This is a genomic window from Enterobacter sp. WCHEn045836, from assembly GCF_003965585.1.
Classification (GTDB): domain Bacteria; phylum Pseudomonadota; class Gammaproteobacteria; order Enterobacterales; family Enterobacteriaceae; genus Enterobacter; species Enterobacter dissolvens.
Window position 1 is genome coordinate 1 of the sequence record NZ_RXPT01000027.1, and the last position, 23,987, is coordinate 23,987.

At 57.9% G+C, this 23,987-nt stretch carries 22 protein-coding genes and 1 pseudogene; 8 read left to right on the forward strand and 15 right to left on the reverse strand.

The window, feature by feature from the left end; all coding sequences use genetic code 11:
• Nucleotides 1-19: 19 nt before the first annotated feature.
• Genes paaK through paaA form a run of 11 tightly spaced genes read right to left on the reverse strand, consistent with a single transcriptional unit; the run spans nucleotide 20 to nucleotide 9,529 of the window.
• On the reverse strand, nucleotides 20-1,336 hold the full coding sequence (gene paaK / locus EKN38_RS23970; protein ID WP_014831766.1) for a phenylacetate--CoA ligase PaaK: 1,317 nt from the start codon (nucleotides 1,334-1,336) through the stop codon (nucleotides 20-22).
• 26 nt (nucleotides 1,337-1,362) lie between these two features.
• Nucleotides 1,363-2,568: a 3-oxoadipyl-CoA thiolase gene (pcaF, locus tag EKN38_RS23975; RefSeq protein ID WP_014831765.1), complete on the reverse strand. Its 1,206-nt coding sequence runs from the start codon at nucleotides 2,566-2,568 to the stop codon at nucleotides 1,363-1,365.
• Nucleotides 2,568-2,990 carry a hydroxyphenylacetyl-CoA thioesterase PaaI gene (gene paaI / locus EKN38_RS23980; protein WP_014831764.1) on the reverse strand — a complete coding sequence of 141 codons (423 nt, stop codon included), beginning with the start codon at nucleotides 2,988-2,990 and terminating at the stop codon, nucleotides 2,568-2,570. The genes pcaF and paaI overlap by 1 nt, the downstream gene beginning before the upstream one ends.
• Nucleotides 2,980-4,404: a 3-hydroxyacyl-CoA dehydrogenase PaaH gene (gene paaH, locus EKN38_RS23985; RefSeq protein WP_014831763.1), complete on the reverse strand. Its 1,425-nt coding sequence runs from the start codon at nucleotides 4,402-4,404 to the stop codon at nucleotides 2,980-2,982. The genes paaI and paaH overlap by 11 nt, the downstream gene beginning before the upstream one ends.
• A gap of 1 nt (nucleotide 4,405) precedes the next feature.
• On the reverse strand, nucleotides 4,406-5,194 hold the full coding sequence (paaG, locus tag EKN38_RS23990) for a 2-(1,2-epoxy-1,2-dihydrophenyl)acetyl-CoA isomerase PaaG (RefSeq protein ID WP_118282557.1): 789 nt from the start codon (nucleotides 5,192-5,194) through the stop codon (nucleotides 4,406-4,408).
• Nucleotides 5,194-5,961, reverse strand: a complete 768-nt coding sequence (gene paaF, locus EKN38_RS23995; RefSeq protein WP_014831761.1) for a 2,3-dehydroadipyl-CoA hydratase PaaF — start codon at nucleotides 5,959-5,961, stop codon at nucleotides 5,194-5,196. Before paaF ends, paaG begins: the two co-directional genes overlap by 1 nt.
• Complete coding sequence (paaE, locus tag EKN38_RS24000; protein WP_126522930.1) at nucleotides 5,958-7,028, reverse strand: 1,2-phenylacetyl-CoA epoxidase subunit PaaE; 1,071 nt, start codon at nucleotides 7,026-7,028, stop codon at nucleotides 5,958-5,960. Before paaE ends, paaF begins: the two co-directional genes overlap by 4 nt.
• A gap of 7 nt (nucleotides 7,029-7,035) precedes the next feature.
• The gene (paaD, locus tag EKN38_RS24005) at nucleotides 7,036-7,533 is read right to left on the reverse strand and encodes a 1,2-phenylacetyl-CoA epoxidase subunit PaaD (RefSeq protein ID WP_014831759.1); all 498 of its coding nucleotides are present in this window, start codon (nucleotides 7,531-7,533) and stop codon (nucleotides 7,036-7,038) included.
• Between the two features lie 11 nt (nucleotides 7,534-7,544).
• Nucleotides 7,545-8,291: a 1,2-phenylacetyl-CoA epoxidase subunit PaaC gene (gene paaC, locus EKN38_RS24010; RefSeq protein WP_014831758.1), complete on the reverse strand. Its 747-nt coding sequence runs from the start codon at nucleotides 8,289-8,291 to the stop codon at nucleotides 7,545-7,547.
• An 8-nt stretch (nucleotides 8,292-8,299) separates the two neighbouring features.
• Nucleotides 8,300-8,587 carry a 1,2-phenylacetyl-CoA epoxidase subunit PaaB gene (gene paaB, locus EKN38_RS24015; protein WP_003857353.1) on the reverse strand — a complete coding sequence of 96 codons (288 nt, stop codon included), beginning with the start codon at nucleotides 8,585-8,587 and terminating at the stop codon, nucleotides 8,300-8,302.
• A 12-nt stretch (nucleotides 8,588-8,599) separates the two neighbouring features.
• The gene (gene paaA, locus EKN38_RS24020; RefSeq protein WP_014831757.1) at nucleotides 8,600-9,529 is read right to left on the reverse strand and encodes a 1,2-phenylacetyl-CoA epoxidase subunit PaaA; all 930 of its coding nucleotides are present in this window, start codon (nucleotides 9,527-9,529) and stop codon (nucleotides 8,600-8,602) included.
• Between the two features lie 284 nt (nucleotides 9,530-9,813).
• Between paaA and paaZ the strand changes: the two genes are divergently transcribed.
• The 6 genes and pseudogenes from paaZ to EKN38_RS24050 all read left to right on the forward strand — a co-directional run bounded on the left by paaZ (nucleotide 9,814) and on the right by EKN38_RS24050 (nucleotide 16,843).
• Nucleotides 9,814-11,853, forward strand: coding sequence for a phenylacetic acid degradation bifunctional protein PaaZ (gene paaZ, locus EKN38_RS24025; protein ID WP_014831756.1), 2,040 nt, complete (start codon nucleotides 9,814-9,816; stop codon nucleotides 11,851-11,853).
• Between the two features lie 215 nt (nucleotides 11,854-12,068).
• A pseudogene (gene tssD / locus EKN38_RS24030) lies at nucleotides 12,069-12,408 on the forward strand (type VI secretion system tube protein TssD).
• A 113-nt stretch (nucleotides 12,409-12,521) separates the two neighbouring features.
• Nucleotides 12,522-12,815 carry a polymorphic toxin type 44 domain-containing protein gene (locus EKN38_RS24035; protein WP_238540754.1) on the forward strand — a complete coding sequence of 98 codons (294 nt, stop codon included), beginning with the start codon at nucleotides 12,522-12,524 and terminating at the stop codon, nucleotides 12,813-12,815.
• Nucleotides 12,793-13,188, forward strand: a complete 396-nt coding sequence (locus EKN38_RS24040) for a hypothetical protein (RefSeq protein ID WP_014831753.1) — start codon at nucleotides 12,793-12,795, stop codon at nucleotides 13,186-13,188. The genes EKN38_RS24035 and EKN38_RS24040 overlap by 23 nt, the downstream gene beginning before the upstream one ends.
• 156 nt (nucleotides 13,189-13,344) lie before the next feature.
• Nucleotides 13,345-15,621: a primary-amine oxidase gene (gene tynA, locus EKN38_RS24045; protein WP_014831752.1), complete on the forward strand. Its 2,277-nt coding sequence runs from the start codon at nucleotides 13,345-13,347 to the stop codon at nucleotides 15,619-15,621.
• 115 nt (nucleotides 15,622-15,736) lie between these two features.
• Nucleotides 15,737-16,843 carry a diguanylate cyclase gene (locus tag EKN38_RS24050; protein ID WP_014831751.1) on the forward strand — a complete coding sequence of 369 codons (1,107 nt, stop codon included), beginning with the start codon at nucleotides 15,737-15,739 and terminating at the stop codon, nucleotides 16,841-16,843.
• 99 nt (nucleotides 16,844-16,942) lie between these two features.
• Here the strand turns inward: EKN38_RS24050 and EKN38_RS24055 are convergent, their stop codons facing one another.
• Complete coding sequence (locus EKN38_RS24055; protein ID WP_014831750.1) at nucleotides 16,943-18,442, reverse strand: aldehyde dehydrogenase family protein; 1,500 nt, start codon at nucleotides 18,440-18,442, stop codon at nucleotides 16,943-16,945.
• 241 nt (nucleotides 18,443-18,683) lie between these two features.
• Between EKN38_RS24055 and feaR the strand changes: the two genes are divergently transcribed.
• Nucleotides 18,684-19,592, forward strand: coding sequence for a transcriptional regulator FeaR (feaR, locus tag EKN38_RS24060; protein WP_014831749.1), 909 nt, complete (start codon nucleotides 18,684-18,686; stop codon nucleotides 19,590-19,592).
• Here the strand turns inward: feaR and EKN38_RS24065 are convergent, their stop codons facing one another.
• Genes EKN38_RS24065 through EKN38_RS24075 form a run of 3 tightly spaced genes read right to left on the reverse strand, consistent with a single transcriptional unit; the run spans nucleotide 19,593 to nucleotide 22,745 of the window.
• Nucleotides 19,593-19,910 (reverse strand): YdbL family protein, encoded by a 318-nt coding sequence (locus tag EKN38_RS24065; protein ID WP_028028066.1) that lies wholly within the window; start codon nucleotides 19,908-19,910, stop codon nucleotides 19,593-19,595. It lies immediately after the preceding gene.
• 7 nt (nucleotides 19,911-19,917) lie between these two features.
• Nucleotides 19,918-20,109, reverse strand: a complete 192-nt coding sequence (locus EKN38_RS24070) for a YnbE family lipoprotein (RefSeq protein ID WP_014831748.1) — start codon at nucleotides 20,107-20,109, stop codon at nucleotides 19,918-19,920.
• Complete coding sequence (locus EKN38_RS24075; protein WP_014831747.1) at nucleotides 20,106-22,745, reverse strand: YdbH family protein; 2,640 nt, start codon at nucleotides 22,743-22,745, stop codon at nucleotides 20,106-20,108. Before EKN38_RS24075 ends, EKN38_RS24070 begins: the two co-directional genes overlap by 4 nt.
• A gap of 210 nt (nucleotides 22,746-22,955) precedes the next feature.
• On the opposite strand from EKN38_RS24075, the gene EKN38_RS24080 reads away from it, so the two are divergent.
• Entirely contained in the window at nucleotides 22,956-23,945 is a 990-nt protein-coding gene (locus EKN38_RS24080) for a 2-hydroxyacid dehydrogenase (RefSeq protein WP_013096773.1), read from the forward strand.
• Nucleotides 23,946-23,987 lie beyond the last annotated feature (42 nt).

Here is a 23,987-nt window from a genome sequence, read left to right on the forward strand (position 1 = left end):
AACGCAGAATGAGGATAATTCAACCGTTGGCCGCCACTTTACGCAGGTCAAACACCCGGCAGGCTTTCCCCTCCGAGCGCGGGATGCTGCCGCAGTTAACGATCATGACGTCCGTTGAAATCCCGACCATCGATTTAATGCGATGACGCAGCTGATGGCAGACCTGACAGCGCTGTTCGTGGGTCAGCGAGAGACTGCTCTCTTTCAGCTCTACTTTTACAGAAAGTGAATCAAGATGCCCCCGACGATTCACCTCCAGCTGGTAATGCGGAGAGAGATGCTCAAACTTCACAATCTCCTCTTCCAGCTGCGACGGGAAGACGTTGACCCCGCGGATGATGAGCATGTCATCACTGCGACCGCTGATCCTGTCCATGCGGCGCATGGTGCGGGCGGTCCCCGGCAGCAGACGGGTCAGGTCCCGGGTGCGATAGCGGATCACCGGCAGCGCCTCTTTGGTCAGCGTGGTGAACAGCAGTTCGCCCTGCTCGCCGTCATTAAGCGGGGTGCCGTCGTTCGGGTTGACGATCTCCGGGTAGAAATGATCTTCCCAGATGGTCGGGCCGTCGGCGGTTTCGATACACTCCATCGCCACGCCCGGCCCCATCACTTCCGAGAGGCCGTAGATATCCAGCGCGGTAATGCCTAACCGTTTTTCGATCTCATGACGCATCGCTTGGGTCCACGGCTCGGCACCGAACACACCCACGCGCAGGGAGCAGGCGCTGGCATCGCCGCCCATCTGGCGCTCCAGCTCTTCAATCAGGTTGAGGCAGTAGGAGGGCGTCACCATGATCATATCCGGCTTAAAATCGCGGATCAGCTGCGCCTGCTTCTCGGTCTGGCCGCCGGACATCGGGATCACCGTGGCCCCTAAACGCTCGGCACCGTAGTGGGCGCCCAGCCCGCCGGTAAACAGGCCATAACCATAGGCCACATGTATTTTGTCCTTCGCGCTGCCCCCGGCGGCACGCAGGGAGCGGGCCACCAGGTTGGCCCAGTTGTCGATGTCGCCCTGAGTGTAGCCGACAACGGTCGGTTTCCCGGTCGTGCCGGAGGAGGCATGAATACGCACCACCTGCTCCATCGGTACGGCGAAGGTATCGAACGGATAGTTATCGCGCAGATCCTGCTTGGTGGTACACGGGAATTTGCGGATATCGGCCAGCTCGTGGAAATCGTCAGGGTGAACGCCCGCGGCATCAAACTTACGTTTGTACATCGGCACGTTGTTATAGGCGTGGTTCAGCGTCCATTTCAGACGTTGGGTCTGCAACGCCTGTAATTCATCAATGGACGCGGTTTCGATCGGATCAAGCTTTGTTGTATTTATCATCGCAGGGTACTCACATTATTGTTCGCTCAAACACGCTCAAGGATCATGGCAATGCCCTGACCCACACCGATGCACATCGTACACAGCGCGTAGCGCCCGTGGCGTCGATGCAATTCATTGCTCGCGGCCAGCGCCAGCCTGGCACCGCTCATTCCCAGCGGATGGCCTAACGCAATGGCCCCTCCGTTCGGATTGACGTGTGCGGCATCGTCCGGCAACCCCAGCTGACGCAGCACACCCAGCGCCTGCGAGGCGAAGGCTTCGTTCAGCTCAATCACATCCATCTCGTTGATGCTGAGCCCCGCTCGCTCCAGCACTTTGCGGGTGGCGGGCACCGGCCCTAGCCCCATCAGACGTGGCTCCACGCCTGCGGTGGCCATGGCCACAATCCGCGTGCGCGGCACAAGCCCCTGTGAAAGCGCCATCTGCTCGCTGGCGATAATCAGTGCAGCGGCGCCATCGTTCACCCCAGAGGCGTTACCTGCGGTAACGACGCCATTTTTGCGAAACGGCGCTTTCAGGGCGGCAAGTTGCGCCAGCGTGGTGTCGGCGCGCGGGTGCTCATCAACAGAGACCTCCGTGACGGCCCCTTTTTTCCCCGGCACCAGCACCGGCACGATCTCCTGCGCCAGAATGCCGTTTTGCTGCGCCAGGGCGGTACGTTGCTGGCTGCGCAGCGCGAACGCATCCTGATCGGCACGGCTGATATTTAACAATTCAGCTACATTCTCTGCCGTTTCCGGCATGCTGTCAGTTCCGAACGTCTGATGCATGAGCGGATTCACAAATCGCCAGCCAAGGGTGGTATCGAAGATCTCCGCCTGGCGCTGAAACGCCGCGGTGGCTTTCGCCATCACAAACGGCGCGCGGGACATCGACTCGACGCCACCGGCAATCAGCAGATCGCCATCACCGGATTTTATGGCGCGTGCAGCAAAGCCAATCGCATCCAGCCCCGAGCCGCACAGGCGATTGATCGTCGTGCCGGAGACGGTGTTCGGCAGCCCGGCCAGCAGCGACGCCATACGCGCCACGTTGCGGTTGTCTTCCCCCGCCTGGTTGGCGCAGCCGAAGATCACATCATCAATCCGCTCCGGGTCGAGTTGCGGATAGCGCTCCAGCAAGGCTCGCAGCGGTATGGCGCCCAGATCGTCCGCGCGTACGGCGGATAACGCCCCGCCGTACCGCCCCACCGGGGTTCGCACCCCATCACAAATAAATGCGTCACGCATCAGGCTTCTCCTGTCACATTGCCGCCGATGCGGTGGGATTTTCCGCGAAAGAGAGCGACGGTTTTCTGTTGTTGGTTCTGAATTTCGATGTCATACACGCCGGTCAGTTTGCCCTGATGCTTTACCCGCGCGGTGGCGGTCAGCTTGTCTCCGACAAAGCCCGGACGAAGGAAATCGATTGTGCAGCCAGAGGCCACCGCCGCCAGCCCCTGGCTGTTGCAGGCGTAGGCAAACGCGGTGTCGGCCAGCGAGAAGAGCTGTCCACCGTGGCAGGTTTTGTGGCCGTTAAGCATCTGCGGGGTGATGGTCATGGTCACCACTGCGTAACCCTCGTCCATGTCGATAATGTCCATCCCCATTGCCTGCGCGCAGGCATCCTGTTCGTACATGGCGCGGGCGTTATGCCAGGCGTTATGACTCATAGCTACTCTCCAGAAGCGCACGCTGGCGCAGCAGTGAACAGGGGCGATAACGTTCTTCGCCGTAGTGACGCTGCAGGTTTTCCAGCAGCGTTAACAGACGTTGCCAGCCCAGCCGCTCGCCCCAGGCAATCGGCCCGGACGGGTAGTTCACGCCCAGACGCATGGCGGTATCGATATCTTTTTCGCTGGCGACCCCTTTCTGAAGCGCATCCAGCGCTTCGTTGGCAATCATCGCCACCGTGCGCCAGACCAGCAGGCCAGGGTAATCGGCAATCTGCACCACCCGCTTTCCCTGCTGTTGCAGGTAGCGGATGACTTTTTGCGTCGCGGTATGCGGGTTGCTGGCTGCCGACGCAATCACCGCCACGTCGCGCTCAATACGATCAACCACCACCACCGGGCAGTTGAGGCGCAGCGCCAGCGCCTGAGCGGTTTCGCCCTGCGTTTCAATCAGCAACACCTCATCGATTTCCGTGACACCGTCACGTTTTCGTTCAACCCGCATTGGGCTAAAGCTGTCGTTGATCGTTTCAAGCCATGGCACCGGTGGCGATTCGCCGCGCCAGTCGTAAACGCCCTTCCCGCTTTTTTTGCCCAGCCGTCCCGCCAGTACCAGCTCCTGCTGCACCAGTGAAGGCAGAAAACGCCGCTCCTGCCAGAACGCGTTAAACACCGAACAGGTCACGGCGAAGTTCACGTCCTGCCCAATCAGATCGGTCAGTTCCAGCGGCCCCATCGGGAAACCACCGCCCTCGCGCAGGGCCGCATCAATCACTTCAGGGGCTGCAACCTGTTCTTCCAGCGCGCGCCAGGCTTCGGAATAGAACGGGCGCGCCACGCGGTTCACGATGAAGCCCGGCGTTGACTGGCAGCGCACCGGCTGTTTCCCCCAGTTCAGCGCCAGCGCACACAGCGCGTCGGCCACTTCCGGCGAGGTCGCCAGCCCGCTGACCACCTCCACCAGCTTCATCACCGGGGCCGGGTTAAAGAAATGCAGACCTGCCACCCGCTCGGGATGACGGATATCCGCCGCAATCGCGGTGATCGAGATAGAAGACGTGTTGCTGGTAAGCAGGGTTTGCGGTGGGCAGATCTCAGCCAGTTCGGCAAACAGCGCTTTTTTCACCTCAAGGCGCTCGGAGGCGGCTTCTATCACCAGGTCCGCCGCGGTGAGCGCACTGATATCCGTGACCGGGGTCAGCCGGGCGAGGATCTGCCCACAGGCCTCCTCAGTGAGTTTGCCCCGCGTCACCCGGGAGGCCAGGCGCTGGCGAATGCCGTCAATGGCGCGGGAAATGGCCTCTGAGGCAATGTCGTACATCAGCACCTGATGCCCATGGCTTGCCGCGACTTCGGCTATTCCAGCGCCCATCGTGCCGCTTCCAATGACGGCGACAGTACGAATGTTCAGCATCTTACTTCCCCGTAAAATTGGGCGTGCGTTTCGCCAGGAAGGCGCTCACGCCCTCACGGTAATCGTCGCTGCGCCCGGCCAGCCGTTGATAGTCGCGCTCCAGGTCAAGCTGTGCGTCCAGGGTGTTGGTTTCAGCGGCGTTGATCGCCTGCTTGATCAGCCCCAGCCCAAAGGTGGGCTGCGAGGCAAAGTGCAGCGCCAGCTGCTGCGCCGTACTGGAGAGCTGGTCGTCATCCACCACCTGCCAGATCATTCCCCAGGCGTGCGCCTGTTCGGCGCTCAGTTTGTCGCCAAGCAGCGCCAACCCCATGGCGCGGGCACGTCCGGCCACGCGCGGCAGGAACCAGGTCCCGCCGCAGTCCGGGACTAACCCCAGCTTGCTGAAGGCCATTACAAAGGTGGCGGAGCGCGCGGCAATCACCATGTCGCACCCCAGCGCCAGCGTGGCCCCCGCTCCGGCCGCCACGCCGTTGACCGCGCAAATCACCGGTTTTGGCAGCGCTGCCAGACGACGCACCAGTGGGTTATAAAAGGTCTCGACGGACATCCCCAGATCCGGCGCCGGACCGTTCGGGTCGACGTTACGGTCGTTCAGATCCTGCCCGGCACAGAAGCCGCGCCCTGCGCCGGTGATCAGCAGACAGCGGATAGTGTCATCGCGCTCGGCCTGCTTCAGGCACTCTGAAAGCTGCTGGTGCATCACATCGTTAAAGCTGTTCAGACGCTCCGGACGGTTCAGCGTCAGGGTCATTACGCCTTGCTCTACATGACTGAGAATAAATTCCACAATTAGCGTCCTTTAAAGTCGGGAGTACGTTTCTGTAAGAAGGCGTCGATGCCTTCTCGCCTGTCTTCCGTGGCCGAGAGCAGCGTGAACAGTTGACGCTCCTGGGCCAGACCCGCCTGCAGCGGCACCTCCTGCGACTGGCGCAGCGCCTGTTTAGCCGCCTGTAGCGCCAGCGGCGAGTGGCGCGCCATCAGTGCCGCCTGTTTCAGGGCGTATTCCAGCGTCAGCGAAGCCGGGAAAACGTCGCTAACCAGACCGGCTCGCTGAGCCTGCTGCGCCGTAATACTTTCCCCGGTCAGCACCATTCTGCTGGCGAGCGATTTACCCACGCAGCGGATCAGGCGCTGCGTGCCGCCCGCACCGGGCATGATCCCAAGCGTGATTTCCGGCAGACCGAAGCGGGCGTTGTCACCGGCAATCACCACGTCGCACAACAGGGCCAGCTCGCAGCCAGCCCCGAGTGCAAAACCGTTCACGGCGGCAATCAGCGGTTTATTGAAGGCGTCTATCCGCTTCCACAGCTGAGGACGACTATCGTTCAGGGTGGCGGGCAGATCTTTTTCTGCCATTTCGTTGAGATCGGCCCCGGCCGCAAAGCAGCGCTCGCTGCCGTAAATCACGCAGGCAGAAATACTGTTGTCGCAGGCTGCGGCCTCCAGTTGTTCGGCAAGCTGCGTCAGCAGTGCATTGTTGAGGGCGTTGCGTGCCGCCGGACGGTTGAGCGTCAACTGCAGCACACGGCCATGACGGGTAACGAGGAGTTCGCTCATGCCATCCCCTTTGCGTCGAAGTCGACCACCACGTCGGCGGTTAGCGGCAGCGCCTGACAGCTCAGCACATACCCGGCAGCCAGTTCGTCCGGCTCGAGGCTGTAGTTGGTCGCCATGTCCACCTGGCCGCGCAGCACTTTGCATTTACAGGTGGCGCAGACGCCCCCCTTGCAGGCATACGGCAGATCCGCCCCCTGACGCAGGGCGGCATCCAGAATGCTGTCGTCGTCCGCCGTCAGGACGATCTCGCGGTCACGTCCGTCCTGACGCACGATCACCTTCTGGCCTTCCGCCTGCACGCTCACCGCGCGTTTAACGGCCGTGCCCGGCGTATTGAACCGCTCAAGGTGAAGGGATTTTTCGGCCATCCCCAGCGCTTTTAAAGTGGTTTCGGCCTCGTCCATCATCGCCGCCGGGCCACAGATAAAGGCCTCGTCGTACTGGCGGAAGTTGATCAGCGTTTTTGCCAGCGCCTGCAGCTTTTCACCGTCGATACGGCCGTAAAGCAGGTCGCTGTCCAGCCGCTCCTGGCTGAAGATGGCAACCAGCTGCAGCCGCTGCGGGTATTTATCCTTCAGGTCTGCCAGCGCCTGACGGAACATCATGCTCTGGCTGCTGCGGTTGCCGTAGATCAGGGTGAAGTGGCTGTTCGGTTCGGCGGCCAGCGTGGCGGATAAAATCGCCAGCATCGGGGTGATGCAGGAGCCTGCGGCAATCGCCAGATAGTGACCTTCCCGCTCAGGCTGCGGCTGATAGCCAAAATGCCCCTGGGGAACCATCACCTCCAGCGTCATGCCCGGTTTGATCTCATCCCGGGCGTAACGAGAGAAACGCCCGCCTTCAATGGCTTTAACCGCGACGCTGATCTCCCCCGGCGCGCTACTCCGGCAGATGGAGTAACAGCGGCGCAGTTCGTCTGCACCCAGTCTGGTTTTCAGGGTCAGGTGTTGGCCGGGACGAAAGCGGTACGCCTCCTGCAACGCCTGCGGAACCGCGAAGGTAATGGTCACCGCGTCGCGGGTTTCGGGTTCTACTTTTGCCACTGTTAATGAATGAAACGTTGTCATGGCAACCTCAAATACATTTGAAATAGTCGAAGGGCTCGCGGCAGCTATTGCAGCGGTAAAGCGCCTTACAGGCCGTTGAACCAAATTCACTGATAAGCGAGGTGTTGGTACTGGCGCAGCGCGGGCAGCTCACCTCAGCGGGAACGTGGGCATGACAGCTGTGCCCCACGGGTGGGCTGATGCCATACGCGCGCAGACGTTCACGCGCATCGTCGGTCATCCAGTCGGTGGTCCAGGCGGGTTCAAGCTGCAGCACGATGTGCACCGGCGTATACCCGTGTGCCGTCAGGGTGTCGCGGATAGCGCCAAGCAGGTGTTCCGTCGCCGGGCAGCCTGAATAGGTTGGGGTAAAGCCGATCACCCAGCCCTCGCCCTGCGCGGTGACGCTGCGCACCATACCTAAATCGGTGATGGTGAGCACCGGCACTTCCGGGTCCGGGATCTGGCTGAGCAACGACCAGATGTGCGGAACCTGCGGGGGGGCGATGTCGACAAGACGTTGCATGGCGTTCTCCTTTACCACTGCTGACCGGGATACGCGCGCTGGAGATACTGCATCTCTGCCAGCATCGGTCCCAGATGCTCGGTATGCAGCCCGCGTTTTCCGCCGGTGCGATAGGCCGTCTCATCGGGTACGCGCAGGGAGGCTTCCTGCAGTCCGGCAAACACTTCGTTTTCCCACGGCTGGCGCAGGGTGCGCGGATCAACCGCAACGCCGGACTCAATCAGCTCAAGCTCAACGTCATCCGCCTCGAACAACTCGGCCGTAAAGCGCCACAGGTTGTCGATGGCCTGCTGCATTTTTTGCGACGAGGTTTCACTGCCGTCTCCCAGGCGCACCAGCCAGCCGCGGCTAAAGCGCAGGTGATAACGCGCCTCTTTAATCGCCTTGGTGGCGATGGCGGCAAGCTGACTGTCGCTGCTGTGGATCAGCCGCTCGTAGAGGGCAACATTCCACGCGTCCATCAGGTACTGGCGGGCAATCGTGTCGGCGAAGTTGCCGTTCGGCTGTTCCACCAGCAGTAAATTGTGGAACTGACGCTCATCGCGGCCGAAGGCCAGGGTGTCTTCATCGCCCTGACCTTCCCGCTCTGCCGCGCAGGCGAGGAAGTTGCGCGCCTGCCCCAGCAGATCGAGACCAATGTTGGCGAGCGCAAGGTCGATTTCCAGCTCCGGCGCGTGTCCGCACCAGGCTCCGAGGCGCTGCGAGAGCACCAGACCGTTGTCGCCCAGACGCAGGGCGTATGCAGATACTGTTTTCATCCCTGACCTCACATATGCTCGATGCCATCAGGGATGGTGTAAAACGTGGGGTGGCGATAGACCTTGCTTTCCGCCGGGTCGAAGAACTCGCCGCTCTCTTCCGGCTGAGAGGCAACGATCTCGCTCGCCTTCACCACCCAGATCGAGCAGCCTTCGCTGCGGCGGGTATAGGCATCCCGCGCGTTTTCCAGCGCCATGCGATCGTCAGCGGCATGCAGACTGCCAACATGGCGGTGGGATAACCCTTGTTTGCTGCGTACGAACACTTCGTACAGCGGCCAGTAGACATTGCTCATCGTGATTTCCTCTTATGCGGCCTGACGGGCGCGTTGTTTTTCTGCATGCGCCAGTGCGGCTTCACGCACCCACGCCCCCTCTTCCCAGGCTTTGCGCTTAGCGGCCAGGCGTTCGTGGTTGCAGATCCCGCGTCCGTTGATCACCTCGTCAAACTCCTGCCAGTCAATCTCACCGAAGCGGTAGTGGCCGGTTTCCTCATCAAAGCGCAGGTCTGGATCGGGTACCGTCATCCCCAGCATCTCCACCTGCGGGATGGTGTTGTCGACGAAGCGCTGACGCAGTTCGTCATTACCAAAGCGTTTAATTTTCCAGGCCAGGCTGCGGGCGCTGTTCGGCGAGTTGTCGTCGTTTGGCCCGAACATCATCAGGGCGGGCCACCAGAAACGGTTGATGGCGTCCTGCAGCATCTGCCGCTGGGCGTCGCTTCCCTGCGCCAGCGCCATGCAGGCTTCAAACCCCTGACGCTGGTGGAAACTCTCTTCTTTACAGATTTTCACCATCGCGCGGGCGTACGGCCCGTAAGAGGTCCGGCACAGCGCCACCTGATTGACGATGGCGGCACCGTCCACCAGCCAGCCGATCACACCGATATCGGCCCAGCTCAGCGTCGGATAGTTAAAGATGGAGGAGTATTTCATCTTGCCGTCGAGCATTTTCTGGTAGATGTCTTCCCGCGCGCAGCCCAGCGTTTCAGCCGCGCTGTAGAGATACAGCCCGTGCCCGGCTTCGTCCTGCACTTTCGCCAGCAGGATCGCTTTGCGGCGTAGCGTCGGGGCGCGGGTGATCCAGTTCCCTTCCGGCAGCATGCCGACAATTTCAGAGTGGGCGTGCTGACCAATCTGGCGGATCAACGTCTTGCGATAGGCTTCCGGCATCCAGTCCTGGGGCTCAATCGCCATCTCCTGCGCTATGCGCTGCTCAAAGCGTTGTTCTTGCGTCACGTCATCACCTTTATGATTCGTTAGTTTGCAACTTAAAGCGTAATTGTGAATCACTTTGTTTTTTAAAAGTTACACAAAGGTTAAATACACCCCCAAGAAATGTTTCCTGATTTTGTGATGTCGCTCGCAGGGCTTTTGCGCAAAGGCCGCCACACCAGGGCTACAACCGCCACACATCTTCCCTTGAGATCACATTGTTAACAATTCATTAAAACTCAGCTTGATTTTTATGATTCATGATCAAACTATTGATAGTGAAATAACGAAACATGTGGAGATAAGAGATGCAGCAGTTAGCCAGTTTCTTGTCCGGTGTCTGGCAATCTGGCCGGGGCCGCGAACGTACTATTCATCACGCCATCAGCGGTGAAGCGCTCTGGAGCGTGACCAGCGAAGGGCTGGACATGGCGGCGGCACGTCGCTATGCCATTACGCATGGCGGTGAAGCCCTCCACGCCATGACCTTTATCGAACGCGCGGCGATGCTGAAAGCGGTGGCGAAGCACCTGCTCAGCCTGAAAGAGACGTTTTATGCTCTCTCAGCCCAGACCGGAGCGACAAAGGCCGACAGTTGGGTCGATATTGAAGGTGGGATTGGCACGCTGTTCACCTATGCCAGTCTGGGGAGCCGTGAATTACCGGATGACACGCTGTGGCCCGAGGATGAACTGATCCCACTGTCGAAAGAAGGCGGCTTTGCGGCACGCCATGTGCTGACATCGAAAGCGGGCGTGGCGGTACATATTAACGCCTTCAACTTCCCCTGCTGGGGCATGCTGGAGAAACTCGCCCCCACATGGCTTGCCGGGATGCCGGCGATCATCAAACCGGCCACCGCCACCGCACAGGTGACGCAGGCGATGGTGAAAGCGATTGTGGAGAGTGGCCTGGTGCCGGACGGTGCCATCAGTCTGATCTGCGGCGGCGCGGGCGATCTGCTGGACCATCTCGACAGCCAGGATGTGGTGACCTTCACCGGCTCCGCCAGTACCGGTCAGCAGCTGCGCGTTCACCCGAATATTGTGGCAAATGCCATTCCCTTCACCATGGAAGCCGACTCCCTGAACTGCTGCGTACTGGGGGAAGACGTGACGCCGGAACAGCCCGAATTCGCCCTGTTCATTCGTGAAGTGGTACGTGAGATGACCGCCAAGGCCGGACAGAAATGTACCGCCATCCGCCGCATTATCGTGCCGCAACACCAGATTGACGCGGTAAGTCAGGCGCTGATCGCCCGGCTGGAAAAGGTGGTGGTGGGCGACCCGGCGCAGGAAGGCGTAAAAATGGGTTCGCTGGTCAACAGCGAACAGCGTGCGGACGTGCAGGAGAAAGTGGATCAGCTTGTGGCCGCAGGCTGCCAGGTTCGCCTGGGCGGAAAAGCCGATCTGCAGGCCGCCGGGGCGTTTTACCCGCCAACCCTGCTCTTTTGCCCGCAGCCGGATGAGACCCCGGCGGTGCACGCCACCGAAGCGTTCGGCCCGGTGGCCACCCTGATGCCGTATCGCCATACAGACCACGCGATGCAACTTGCCCGTGCGGGCGGCGGTAGCCTGGCCGGGACGCTGGTCACGGCGGATCCCGCACTCGCCCGCCAGTTTATTTCTGGCGCAGCGCGGGCGCACGGGCGCATTCAGATCCTCAACGAGGAATCAGCAAAAGAGTCTACCGGGCACGGTTCTCCGCTTCCTCAACTGGTGCACGGCGGTCCGGGACGTGCGGGTGGCGGCGAGGAGCTGGGTGGCCTGCGTGCGGTCAAACACTATATGCAGCGCACCGCCATTCAGGGCAGCCCCACCATGCTGGCCGCCATCGGCAAACAGTGGGTACGTGGCGCGACGGTGCAGGAAGATCGCGTTCATCCGTTCCGCAAATACTTCGAGGAATTGCAGCCGGGCGACAGTCTTCTGACGCCGCGTCGTACCCTGACGGAAGCCGATATCGTTAACTTTGCCTGCCTGAGCGGGGATCATTTCTATGCCCACATGGACAAGATTGGCGCAGCGGAGTCGATCTTTGGCGAGCGGGTGGTACACGGTTACTTCCTGATCTCTGCCGCCGCCGGGCTGTTTGTTGATGCGGGCGTGGGGCCGGTGATCGCCAACTACGGCATGGAAAACCTGCGCTTTATCGAGCCGGTGAAACCGGGCGATACCATTCAGGTGCGCCTGACCTGCAAACGTAAAACCCTGAAGAAACAACGTACGGCGGATGAAAAACCCACCGGCGTGGTCGAATGGGCGGTTGAGATTTTCAATCAACACCAGCAGGCGGTGGCGCTCTACTCCATTCTGACGCTGGTGGCTCGCCAGCAGGGTGATTTTTAAGGCTGTTACCCGTGTGGGTTTATTAATCAGTTAATCACACTAAAAAAAGATGGGAAAACACGGACTGGATGGCTTTGGGTAACACATCATCCAGTCCGCATAGTCTGGCTAATTTACATCCAGAAACATTAAGAAAATTGACCATATAATTATCATGGTTATTATCCCTTACGGGAATTTTCCCCCAACTAAATTACATGGATGATGAGTAGACTATGGCAATTCCTGTATATCTTTTCTTAACTGACGACGGCGGTGCAAAAATCACCGGCTCGGTAGATGTTCATGAACGTGAAGGGAGCATAGAAGTTACTGGCTTTACACATAACCTCCGAATGGTACCGCATAAACGATGCCGGACAGGAAGTGGAATATTACAATATGCATCTCGATAATATTCGCGTCGTTTCCGTTACGCCCTTAATGCATGACACAAAGGATCAAACGAAAGAAAAACACAATCATCTTGAAGTTGTGGAGCTACGCTACGACAAGATTACCTGGACGTATTGCGACGGTAATTTGCGTTTCGCAGATAGCTGGGCAGAGCGTTAATTATGCGTACTCCTTTATATTCCACGCCGTACGATATCTCCTCTTTTTGACCGCCAGGGGTTGATGTTGTAAGCCATATGGTAATAGCCCGATTTCATGGCGGGGCCTCATTGATGACTTACGTGTGGTTTTATCAAATGGTGAGAAACCATGGTCCATGGGATTTTAAGCAAGGCCGTGCGCAGTATGCCAACTTTGGAAATTTCCATTTCGGTGCCGTGGGCGCGGCAGCGGGCATCCCTGATGGTGTGTTACTTCGGGGCGCAGGTGCTGCGCAGATCCTTGCTGGAACAAGCGATCCGGTAGAATTTGCTAAATACCAGGACGCCTTTGCATACGGTGATGACCCGGTTGATCAAATATGGATAAGAGCAGGAATAGATTATGCGCGACGGTCGGGTTTTTAACTGGCGAGTCGGGGTGATGGTTGTCATTCTCCTGGGCTTCATATTGTACCCTTTTCGCGATTTTTTCACCGTGTATGAAAACCTGCAGGGAAAAATGAGGATTAATGAGCAATTAAATTTGTACATCACCCGGGTAGAAGCCAGTTCACTCTCCAAAGATACGTTTCACTTTTATCTCTATGATGCGAGAAAAAGCCCCGAAGCGTTTATGTCTCATATTAAGGACATTAAGCCTGTTATGGTCACCAATGATGATAAAGCCACCGCGACCGTAAAAGACGGTGAAATTTATCTCCACGTTCGTGGCAATGTTTACTCGTTCAACACGGTTGGGTACGACGTACGTATACATCTCGATAGATCACCTTACTGATCATCAACGCTATTTACCGGGGATGTGATTTATCCCCGCCCTTTTCTAACCTGGCAAGACTGACAAATAACCTGGCAGATGCAGGCAAACGCTTTTTTCACGCGCCTGTCAGGATAAGACTCACAACACAATAAACACAACAAGATGAGGTCTACGATGAGAAGCAATTCTTCATTTTCTGCCCGTAGAACGGCACTGGCTCTGGCCGTTGCGCTCTGCTGTGCCTGGCAATCTCCCGTTTTCGCTCACGGCAGTGAGGCGCATATGGTCCCAATGGACAAAACGCTGGCAGATTTTGGCGCAGAGGTTCAGTGGGATGATTACGCACAAATGTTCACCATTGCAAAAGACGGTGCGTTCGTGAAGGTTAAGCCGGGCGCAAAAACCGCCATCGTTAACGGCAAACCCCTCGCGCTACCGGTGCCGGTGGTGATGAAAGACAACAAAGCCTTTATCTCGGACACCTTTATCAACGACGTCTTCCAGTCCGGCCTCGACCAGACGTTCCAGGTTGAGAAAAGCCCCCATCCGCTAAATGCATTAACGGCTGATGAAATCAAGCAAGCCGTGGCGATCGTCAAAGCCTCAAAGGATTTTAAACCAAACACCCGCTTCACTCAGATTGCCCTGGCAGAGCCCGAGAAAGCCAAAGTGTGGGACTTTGTGCTGAACGGCACGCCGGTGGAGGCCCCGCGTCAGGCGAATATCACCCTGCTGGACGGCAAGCACGTCATCGAAAGCCGGGTGGATCTGAAGGAGAAGAAAATCCTGCTCTGGGAGCCAGTCAAAGATGCTCACGGTATGGTGTTGCTGGATGATTTCACCGCCGTACAGCAGATCATCAACGAGAGCCCGGAATTTGCTGAGGTGCTGAAAAAACGCGGCATCAGCGATACGAAGAACGTGATCACAACCCCGCTGACCGTCGGCTATTTTGACGGCAAAGACGGCCTGAAACAGGAAGACCGTCTGCTGAAGGTGGTGAGCTATCTGGATGTGGGCGACGGCAACTACTGGGCGCACCCGATTGAAAATCTGGTGGCGGTGGTTGATCTCGAACAGAAGAAGATCCAGAAAATTGAAGAAGGTGCGGTTGTTCCGGTGCCCATGACCCCGCGTCCGTATGATGGTCGTGACCGCATCGAAACGCCGAAAAAGCCGCTTGAGATCATCGAACCGGAAGGCAAGAACTACACCATTACCGGCGACATGGTGCACTGGCAGAACTGGGATTTCCACCTGAGCCTGGACTCCCGTGTGGGGCCGATGATCTCGACCGTCACGTATAACGATAACGGTAAAAAACGCCAGGTCATGTATCAGGGCTCCCTGGGCGGGATGATCGTCCCTTACGGCGATCCGGATGTGGGCTGGTACTTTAAAGCCTATCTCGATTCGGGCGACTACGGCATGGGCACCCTGACCTCCCCGCTGGTCCGCGGCAAAGATGTGCCGTCCAACGCCGTGTTGCTTAATGAAACCATCCCGGATTACACCGGTACGCCGATGGAGATCCCGCGCGCCATCGCCATTTTCGAGCGCTACGCCGGGCCTGAATATAAGCATCAGGAGATGGGCAAGCCCAACGTCAGCACCGAACGCCGCGAGCTGGTGGTGCGCTGGGTGAGCACCGTTGGCAACTACGATTACATCTTCGACTGGGTATTCCACGAAAACGGCACCATCGGCATTGATGCCGGAGCCACCGGGATTGAAGCCGTGAAAGGCGTGCAGGCTAAAACGATGCATGACGCCACCGCCAAAGACGACACCCGATACGGCACCTTAATCGATCACAACATCGTGGGCACCACCCACCAGCACATCTATAACTTCCGTCTCGATATGGATGTGGATGGCATCGACAATAAACTGGTGGCGATGGATCCGCAGGTGAAACCGAACACGGCCGGCGGCCCGCGTACCAGTACCATGCAGGTCAATCAGTACGATATCGATACCGAACAGCAGGCGGCGCAGAAATTCGATCCGGGTACCATTCGCCTGCTGAGCAATACCCGCAAAGAGAACCGTATGGGGAACCCGGTCTCGTACCAGATCATCCCTTACGCGGGCGGCACGCACCCGGTGGCCACCGGCGCGAAGTTTGCGCCAGACGAGTGGATCTACCATCGCCTGAGCTTTATGGATAAACAGCTGTGGGTGACGCGCTACCACCCTGACGAAATGTACCCGGAAGGGAAATTCCCGAACCGCTCCACGCACGATACGGGGCTGGGTCAGTACAGCAAAGACAATGAGTCACTCAATAATCAGGACGATGTGGTCTGGATGACCACCGGAACCACGCACGTTGCCCGCGCGGAAGAGTGGCCCATCATGCCAACGGAATGGGTGCATACGCTGCTTAAACCGTGGAACTTCTTTGACGAAACGCCAACGCTTGGCAGAAAGAAAGACGAACAGCAATAATCACCGACCGGGCGTAATGCCCGGTTTTTTTTGCCATTCATTTTGATGATTCATCCAGCCTGCTTATAGTTAGTGATATGTCACCTTCACGCCCCTGGACGGGAAAACAACCTTTATGGAAAAAAGAAAAAACCTCACCCCCGAACGCGCCACCTGGCCAACACGTCAGGCCATGGTGCACCACGGGCTGGCGATGAACCTGCCCTGGCTGGCCTTTGTTAACGTCAGCTTTGCCCTGATGATCCTGCTGCGCCACGTCCTGCTGGAAAACAGCGTTTTTCTGTATCCCGGTTCACAGCATCTGACCCGGGTTGTCGATGCCTCGATGCTGGGCATCATTATACTGTCTGCCGCATTAATCCTGATGGCCTGGCGACGTATAGCCGGGATAAGCGTAGTGCTGTTTATCTGCAGTGCCTTCTGGTCGATGTGCAGTTACTGGTTCATTACCGCCCTGCACCTTCCCCACGTCTGGCCGCTTTGCGTGATTTTATTGCTCTCCGGTTTGACGGCGCTCTATTTTTACCCGGAGGGATTGCTCTCGTTTGTGCTCCCGCTCTGGCTCACTCTGCCGATCGCCAGCTGGGTGCTGAATGATGGCCTTAATCTTCGCTTTGTCACCATCTGGAGCGTATTCACGCTGATTATGCTTTGCGGGCGGTTTATCCTGTTAAGCTGGTTTGACGAGGCCTGGCGGCGGAATCAGCAAAACCAGCTGTTAATCTCCAGGCTCGATGCGCTGGCGCACCAGGATCCCCTCACCAAAACCGCCAATCGCCGGATGATGGAAGTGGTGCTGGAGAATGCCGTTGAGCAGAATAAAGCCTTCTCGCTGATCATGCTGGATATCGATTATTTCAAGCTTTATAACGATACCTATGGACATCAGGCCGGTGACGACTGTCTGACACGCGTGGCGCAGGTGCTGAAGCAGGCCGTGCGCCCCCCGGACGATGTGGTGTCACGCTACGGCGGAGAAGAATTTGTGGTGATCCTGTTTAATTGCCCGGAGAACGTTGCACAGCAGGTTGCCCGCCGCATTCAGGACGGCCTGCGCGCGGCGGCGATACCGCACGGTGCGTCCAAAGTCAGTGAGCATGTGACCGTCAGCATGGGGATTGCAGGAATTGCGCCGGGCCTGGCGGGCCCGGAACTGATCGCCCGCGCCGATGCGGCGCTGTACCGCGCGAAAGAGGCCGGACGGGATCGGTGGTCGCTGTAAAACTAGCCCGGTGCGGCCTGATTCCCTCACCCTGACCCTCTCCCACGGGAGAGGGAACAAACACTAAAAAGGCAACCTCCCGGTTGCCTTTTGCTTTTATTAATAGCGCACGCACACCGATTTGGTTTCACACCAGCCGTCCAGCCAGTCCGGGCCGAAGTCGCGTCCGGTGCCGGACTGCTTCATGCCGCCGAACGGCAGGTTGGCGTCGATCAGCGTATGGCTGTTCACCCAGACGGTACCCGCCTGCAATCTGTCGGTATACTCCAGCGCCTTGCTGATATTCTGCGTCCAGACGCTGGCGGTCAGGCCATATTCGGTATCGTTGGCAAGGGATAACGCCTCTTCGCCATCGGCTACACGTACCAGGTTAACCACCGGGCCGAACACCTCTTCGCGGGTGAGTCGCAGCCCGGGATCCGGGTTGACCACCAGCGTCGGCGAGACGTAATAGCCTTTTCCTTCCGGCCCACGGTTGCCGGTGATCAGCTCCGCGTTGCGCGATTTCGCTTCATCCAGGAAGGTCTGCACCTTGTCGCAGTGAGCCCGGGATACCAGCGGGTTGATAAACGCCTCCGGCGACATGCCTGGCCCCACGCTCAGGGATTTCACCGCCTGCTCAAACCCGCTGACCAGCGTGTCAAACAGCGGCGCTTCGATATAAATCCGCGAGCTCGCCGCACAGACCTGGCCTTGATTGAGGAAGCTACCGGTCATCAGCCCTTCAACCACCCACGCAGGGTCGGCATCTTTCAGCACGATGGCCGGGTTTTTACCGCCCAGCTCCAGCGTCACGCCGGTCAGCGTATCGGCCGCCGCGCGGGCAATCTGTTTACCCGTCGCCGTTGAGCCGGTAAAGCTCACTTTGGCAATATGCGGATGCGAGGTCAGCGCTGCGCCGCACACCGCGCCGCTTCCGGTCACCACGTTAAACACACCGTCAGGGACACCTGCTTCGCTCGCCAGTTCCGCCACCCGCAGCATGGTCAGCGGCGTGGTTTCTGAGGGCTTAATAACGATAGAGCAACCCGCGGCCAGCGCAGGCATCACCTTCCACATACCGATCATCAGCGGGAAGTTCCACGGCACAATCCCGGCCACCACGCCCACCGGCTCTTTACGCGTCCACGCCTGATAGCGTGCGCCTTGCGGCAAGGGAATGGAGAGATCGAGGGTTTTGCCGGCTATTTTGGTGGTCAGCCCGGCGGTATAGCGCATCCAGTTCAGGGTACAGCCCACTTCAAAGAGACGGGAAATGTTGATGGATTTCCCCTGCTCCAGCGTTTCAAGCTGGGCCAGCTCCTCGCTGTGCTGCTCCACCAGGTCGGCGAAACGCAGCAGGATACGCTCACGCTCTGCCGGTAATTTTCCGGCCCAGCTGCGGGCGACAAAGGCACGCCAGCCGGACATGACCGCGCGGTCGACATCATCGACGCTGGCGTCTGCCGTAGAGGCGATAACCTCACCAGTAGCAGGGTTATACACATTCAACCGTTTTTCGCTGTCCGACGCGGCCTGACGCCCCTCGATCCACAGCCCGTGATGTCGGTCCAGAAACTGCTGTACGCCAGGCTGGATGGCGACCTGTGATTCAGACATAGAGTACTCCTTCGTTATTCTTCGCAGGGTGTTACTGCAGTCTAAGAGGCCTTTTGCATTCCCGCTTTTGTCTGTGTGACATTCGCTTTGCCACCTGTGACAGGTGCCGCAATTCGTGATAATTCCGCCTTATAACGCTGTTACCGGTGAGTGTTCTTTCCTATAGTCAGCCTCATGGCTCTGACAAAACGCAACACAAATGCAACAATGCGAAAACATTTATGGCGCAGCGAGATAAACGATGGCGGGTGTAAGCGAACATGAACGGTATCAGCAGTGGCTGGCGCAAATTAACCATGTCTGCGGGCGCTTTAATGCGCGTCCTTTAGAGGGTGAGTTCATTGGTGAACTGGAAACGAGCTACACCCGAAGCCTGAAGTTAAGCACCGTCACCGCAGGCGGGGTCAACCTGTTTCGCTCCCGTCAGGAGATTAAACAGAGCAATGATGCCTGGTTTTATACCGTGTTCCAGCTTGACGGCAGCGCGGAGATTGAACAGGACGATCGCCGATCAATTCTGAACGCCGGCGACATTACGCTTATCGACGCCTCTCGTCCCTGCTCCATCAACTGGCAGCAAAAATCCCGCCAGATTTCGCTGCTGGTTCCCCGTCAGATTATTGAGCAGCAGTGTCGCTTTCAGGAGGTGAGCTGCGCGCTGACACTTTCCCGCTCGCTGCCCACCGTACAGCTCAGCCATCGTCTGCTGCTGGAGAGCATGAGCAATGCTGACCTGAGTGACAGAGAGAGCGAAGCCGCACTGGAAGCGATGATCTGCCTGCTCCGTCCGGCGTTTCAACAGCGCGACGCGGTACAGCCACGCAAGGAACGTCAGTTCCGGAACGTTCTGTCGTTAATTGATGACCATATTCAGTCGGAATCCCTGCGCCCGGAATGGATTGCCGCAGAGAGCGGCATGTCGGTGCGAAGCCTGTATCGCATGTTTGCCGATAAAGGGCTGGTGGTGGCACAGTACATCAAAAATCGTAGGCTGGATCTATGCGCGCAGGTGTTACGCTCCGCCAGCGACGAGGAAAAGCTGGCGGGGATTGGCTACAGCTGGGGATTTGCCGACCATAGCCATTTTTCAACGGCATTTAAGCAGCGTTTTGGCGTCTCGCCTGGCGAGTACCGTAAGCGCTTTCGCTGATTACTTCTTCAGCCATTTCCCGTTAATGCCCTTCACGTACTCTCCCGGCTGTGCGCGGGCCACCAGCTTTTGCCCCGCCATCTTCGCCACTTCATCAACCGGCAGGTTATTGCTGTCCGCCAGCTTCTGGTAGCTTTCCGTGCGCGCCGCGTTGATGCGGCTCACCAGCGCCAGCGTTTCAGGGTCTTGTTTCACCGGGGCAAGATACCCGCTCAGGGTCTCCCCGACACGCCCCTGCGCCCGGGCCTCGTTTAAGGTCAGGGTTGCCGCCTGCACGTTCATGCCCAGCGCCAGTAACATCAGAGCTAATCGTTTCATGGCGTCCTCAGAACAGATCGCTGCGCGATTTCAGCAGGGTTTCAACGTCTTTATCGACTTTAATGTGGATCTCATGTTCGATTTTGACGTTCATATTGATGGTGATCGGCTCCTTCGGCGCTGCGACTTCAATACGCGGCGTACAGCCGGTCAGGAGCACGGCAACGGCGACGGTGAGTACACCAGCCCTCATTTTCATTGTTGTTCCTCACTTTCCTTGCCAGTCGAACTGCGGATACCGGGTAGCGCCGCGTGTTGCTCAAACCAGGTTTGTAGATTGTCTCCAAAGCGCAGGCTGCGCCAGAGGGTAAAGACGTTCTCGTCATGGGTGTAGTTGAGATTCACGGAACTGCTTTTGCCATCGACCCGGCTGGTACCTTTAATGGTCGCCTGCATGGTTAATTCACCCAGATTATCTAAATTGATTCTTGTCCACGACCGTGAAATTTCCATATAGCGGAGCCAGTTAATCGCCGCCCCCGCAACCATATTATCCCTGACGATGGCGTCAGCGGTGTCTTTATCAATACGCAGCGTCATCGGCCCCGGGTTGGTCAGCCAGCCATCTTTAATGATCCATTTTTCATTGTCCAGCCAGAACGGCAGCGCTCCGCTTACCGGACCTGACATGGCGAACTGTTTCGGATTGACGGCGCTGATCAGCTCGCTTGACGAGATATTGTCCACGCGCAGCAGCGCCGGATCGTGCTGCGGCATTCTGAGCTGCTGCATGGTAATTTTCCCGCCGAGGGTCTCCACCTTGACGTTGGTCAGCAGCAGTGGGTTTTCTTCACTCCACGGATAGTTGCCCTGCAGGTCTGCGGTAATGTTGCGCGCGGTCACCAGGTTTTCCACTTCGCCAATGCGCAACGTGACCGGGCCACGCGTGCCCAGCGACCAGGTGCCCTCGCTAAACCGGAACGGCAGCACAAAATCCACGCCATTGATCTGGTTGTCTGGCATCCAGGCGCTACCGGATTTCAGCACGCCGTGACCGCCCGCCTCAAAGCCCTGGTCGGCAGCAGCAGAGAACGCCACCTGCGCATAGAGCTCACCGTCACGCAGCGTCATTTTCCAGTCTGGTGGGATCAATGGCTGGAACACGGTGAGGGATTGTTTTGGCCACCAGGCCTGACCGCGAAGGCGTTCCCCGTCCCAGCGACCGTTAACCTGCACCGGGCCGATGGCCTCGGCATGCAGATCGCCTTTGTACTGGAATATCGTCGGGTCAGTTCCGTCAACGCTGAAGGTCAGCACCGACGGTGGCAACACGCTGCCGCTGGCGAAATGGGTTTCTCCGGCATTGAGCGACAGCGCACCGCTAAATTTCGGTGTGACAGGGTCACGGATCCAGCGTACCGGCTTATCCAGTACCAGTCGCGGTTTACTGACGTCCATGGTGCCGTACTGCAGTTTGTCAAAGCCGGTAGAGAGCGCGGTCAGCTCAATAAGTTTGTCGCGCCATTCGCCTTTCCCGGCGACATCCCAGCGCGCATTCATTGGCGTAAAGCTGCCTTTGCCCCAGTAACGCCACTGCCACAGGCCGTTATCAGGTAAAAAGTCGTTGGCCTGACCGTCCAGATGTAGCTCAAAATCCCCCATCTCGTTCTCATGGGCCCGCAGAATAGCCTGCAGACGACCATCCACGCCCTTTTGCGTGAGCTTCACGCCCGCCAGTGGCCAGCGGATTTCGTCGATATCCAGCGAATCAATAATGCGCCCGCGCGAGCGCAGCAGCGCGCCCGGCTCAAAAGCGAGCTGAGGATCGTTCAGGCCGCCGGTCAGTCTGGCCGGAAGTCTGGCGTAAAGCACCAGGTCGTCCTGTTTGGCCTCCCCGCTCAGATGAAGCGGCATGTCGCTGTTTTCCAGGCTGAGCCTGCCCGGCCCGAGGTTCAACACGGCGTTACCCTTTCCGGCATCCCCCTGAGTCAGGACATTGAGGCGTCCGGTAAAGGTGGCTTTCTCCAGCCCCTGCTGCCAGTTATCTACCCGGAGACCCACGCGGCCGCTCATCGGCATGCCGGACAGGTTCCAGTTCCAGCGCCCGTCGCTGATATTCAGCTGTTCGGCCGTGATTTGCCATGGTAAATCGAGAAGCGGATCGGGGTTATCCCGCGCCATCACCAGCAGTTGCCCCTGATTTTCTTCCCAGTCCAGATCGGCATCGACCAGCGAGGTGAGCTGTGGCACGTTAAAAGTGGCGACCGCATGGCCTTTCACCGGCACGCCATCCGGCACCAGCGGCAGGGTGAACTCACCCACCAGTTTTACGGGCGGCACCTGGCCGGGGAGTTGTACATCAAGCTGACTGACCGAGAGAGTCTGGCCGCGTAACTGCCCTTTGAAACTGACCTGCTCGCCGTTGTAGGTCACCGCCTGTACCGCAGGCGTCAGTGAGGCATGCAGTTCCCCTTCCCACTGTTGCCAGGGAGAAAGTGTAAGGCGGCGGATAATGACCCAGGTATTTGGCAGTACCGACTGCCACTGAGCCAGGGTTTTTGGCGCAACGGTTGACGGTGCAGACTGGGGAATTTTACTGAGGCACACCGTGTTAAGTTCAAGCGCACCAATATCCAGATTCCAGCGGCTGGGGTGCGACAGCGTGGCGTTTTCAACCCGGGCAATTTCACAATCCTCAACCAGATAGCGAAGATCGGGGATCACCAGCGCATGCCGGGTCAGTTTAGGGCTTTCCTCAAAGGCGATACGTGTTCCGACAGGCAGCCAGATACCGGCGAGGGTCGGTACCCACTGGGCGAGCGTCATCAGCAGCGTCAGCGGCAATAAAATCAACAGCAATAAGAGCGCAATCGCGGCTTTGTATTTACCCTTCATGGGCAGTTAATATCCTGATTTAGCGAGAGAATTAAGCCGACAGTGCCGATCATTGTCGCATGTTTAGTCAATCAGTTGAAGTAAATGCCAGTTTTAAGAATAGATGCTCTAAAATAATTGATAGAACTTATTGATTTAAATAAAATTTTAGAAATTGTAAGATTATTTTAATCATGCTAACGTGGATGTAAAATCACTGGAGAAAGTCTTATGAAACTCGCGGTATATAGCACAAAGCAGTACGACAAAAAGTATCTGCAACATGTTAACGAGGCTTACGGGTTCGATCTTGAATTTTTCGACTTTCTGCTGACCGAAAAAACCGCTAAAACGGCGCACGGCTGTGAAGGCGTCTGCATCTTCGTGAACGATGACGGTAGTCGTCCGGTACTGGAAGAGCTGAAAAAGCACGGCGTAAAGTATATCGCCCTGCGCTGCGCGGGCTTCAATAACGTCGATCTGGATGCGGCGAAAGAGCTGGGGCTGAAGGTGGTTCGCGTTCCGGCCTACTCCCCGGAAGCGGTCGCGGAACATGCTGTGGGCATGATGATGTCCCTGAACCGTCGTATTCACCGCGCTTATCAGCGTACCCGAGATGCGAACTTCTCGCTGGAAGGACTGACCGGCTTTACCATGTACGGTAAAACCGCAGGCGTGATCGGTACCGGTAAAATCGGCGTGGCCGCCCTGCGCATTCTGAAAGGCTTTGGTATGCGCCTGCTGGCGTTTGACCCGTACCCAAGCGCCGCCGCGCTGGAGCTGGGCGTGGAATATGTCGATCTCCCGACCCTGTTCTCCCAGTCTGACGTGATCTCCCTGCACTGCCCGCTGACGCCGGAAAACTATCACCTGCTGAATCAGACCGCGTTTGAGCAGATGAAAGACGGCGTGATGATCATCAACACCAGCCGCGGCGGGTTGATTGACTCTCAGGCGGCGATTGAAGCGCTGAAAACCCAGAAAATTGGCGCGCTGGGGATGGACGTGTATGAGAACGAACGCGATCTGTTCTTTGAAGACAAGTCTAACGACGTCATTCAGGACGACGTGTTCCGTCGCCTGTCCGCCTGCCATAACGTGCTCTTTACCGGGCATCAGGCGTTCCTGACCGCTGAGGCACTGATCAGCATTTCCGAAACCACGCTGGGGAATTTACAGCAGCTGGAAAACGGTGAAGCGTGTCCTAACGAGATAGTCTAAGCCGACATGCCGGGTGGCGGTTACGCCTTACCCGGCACTGAC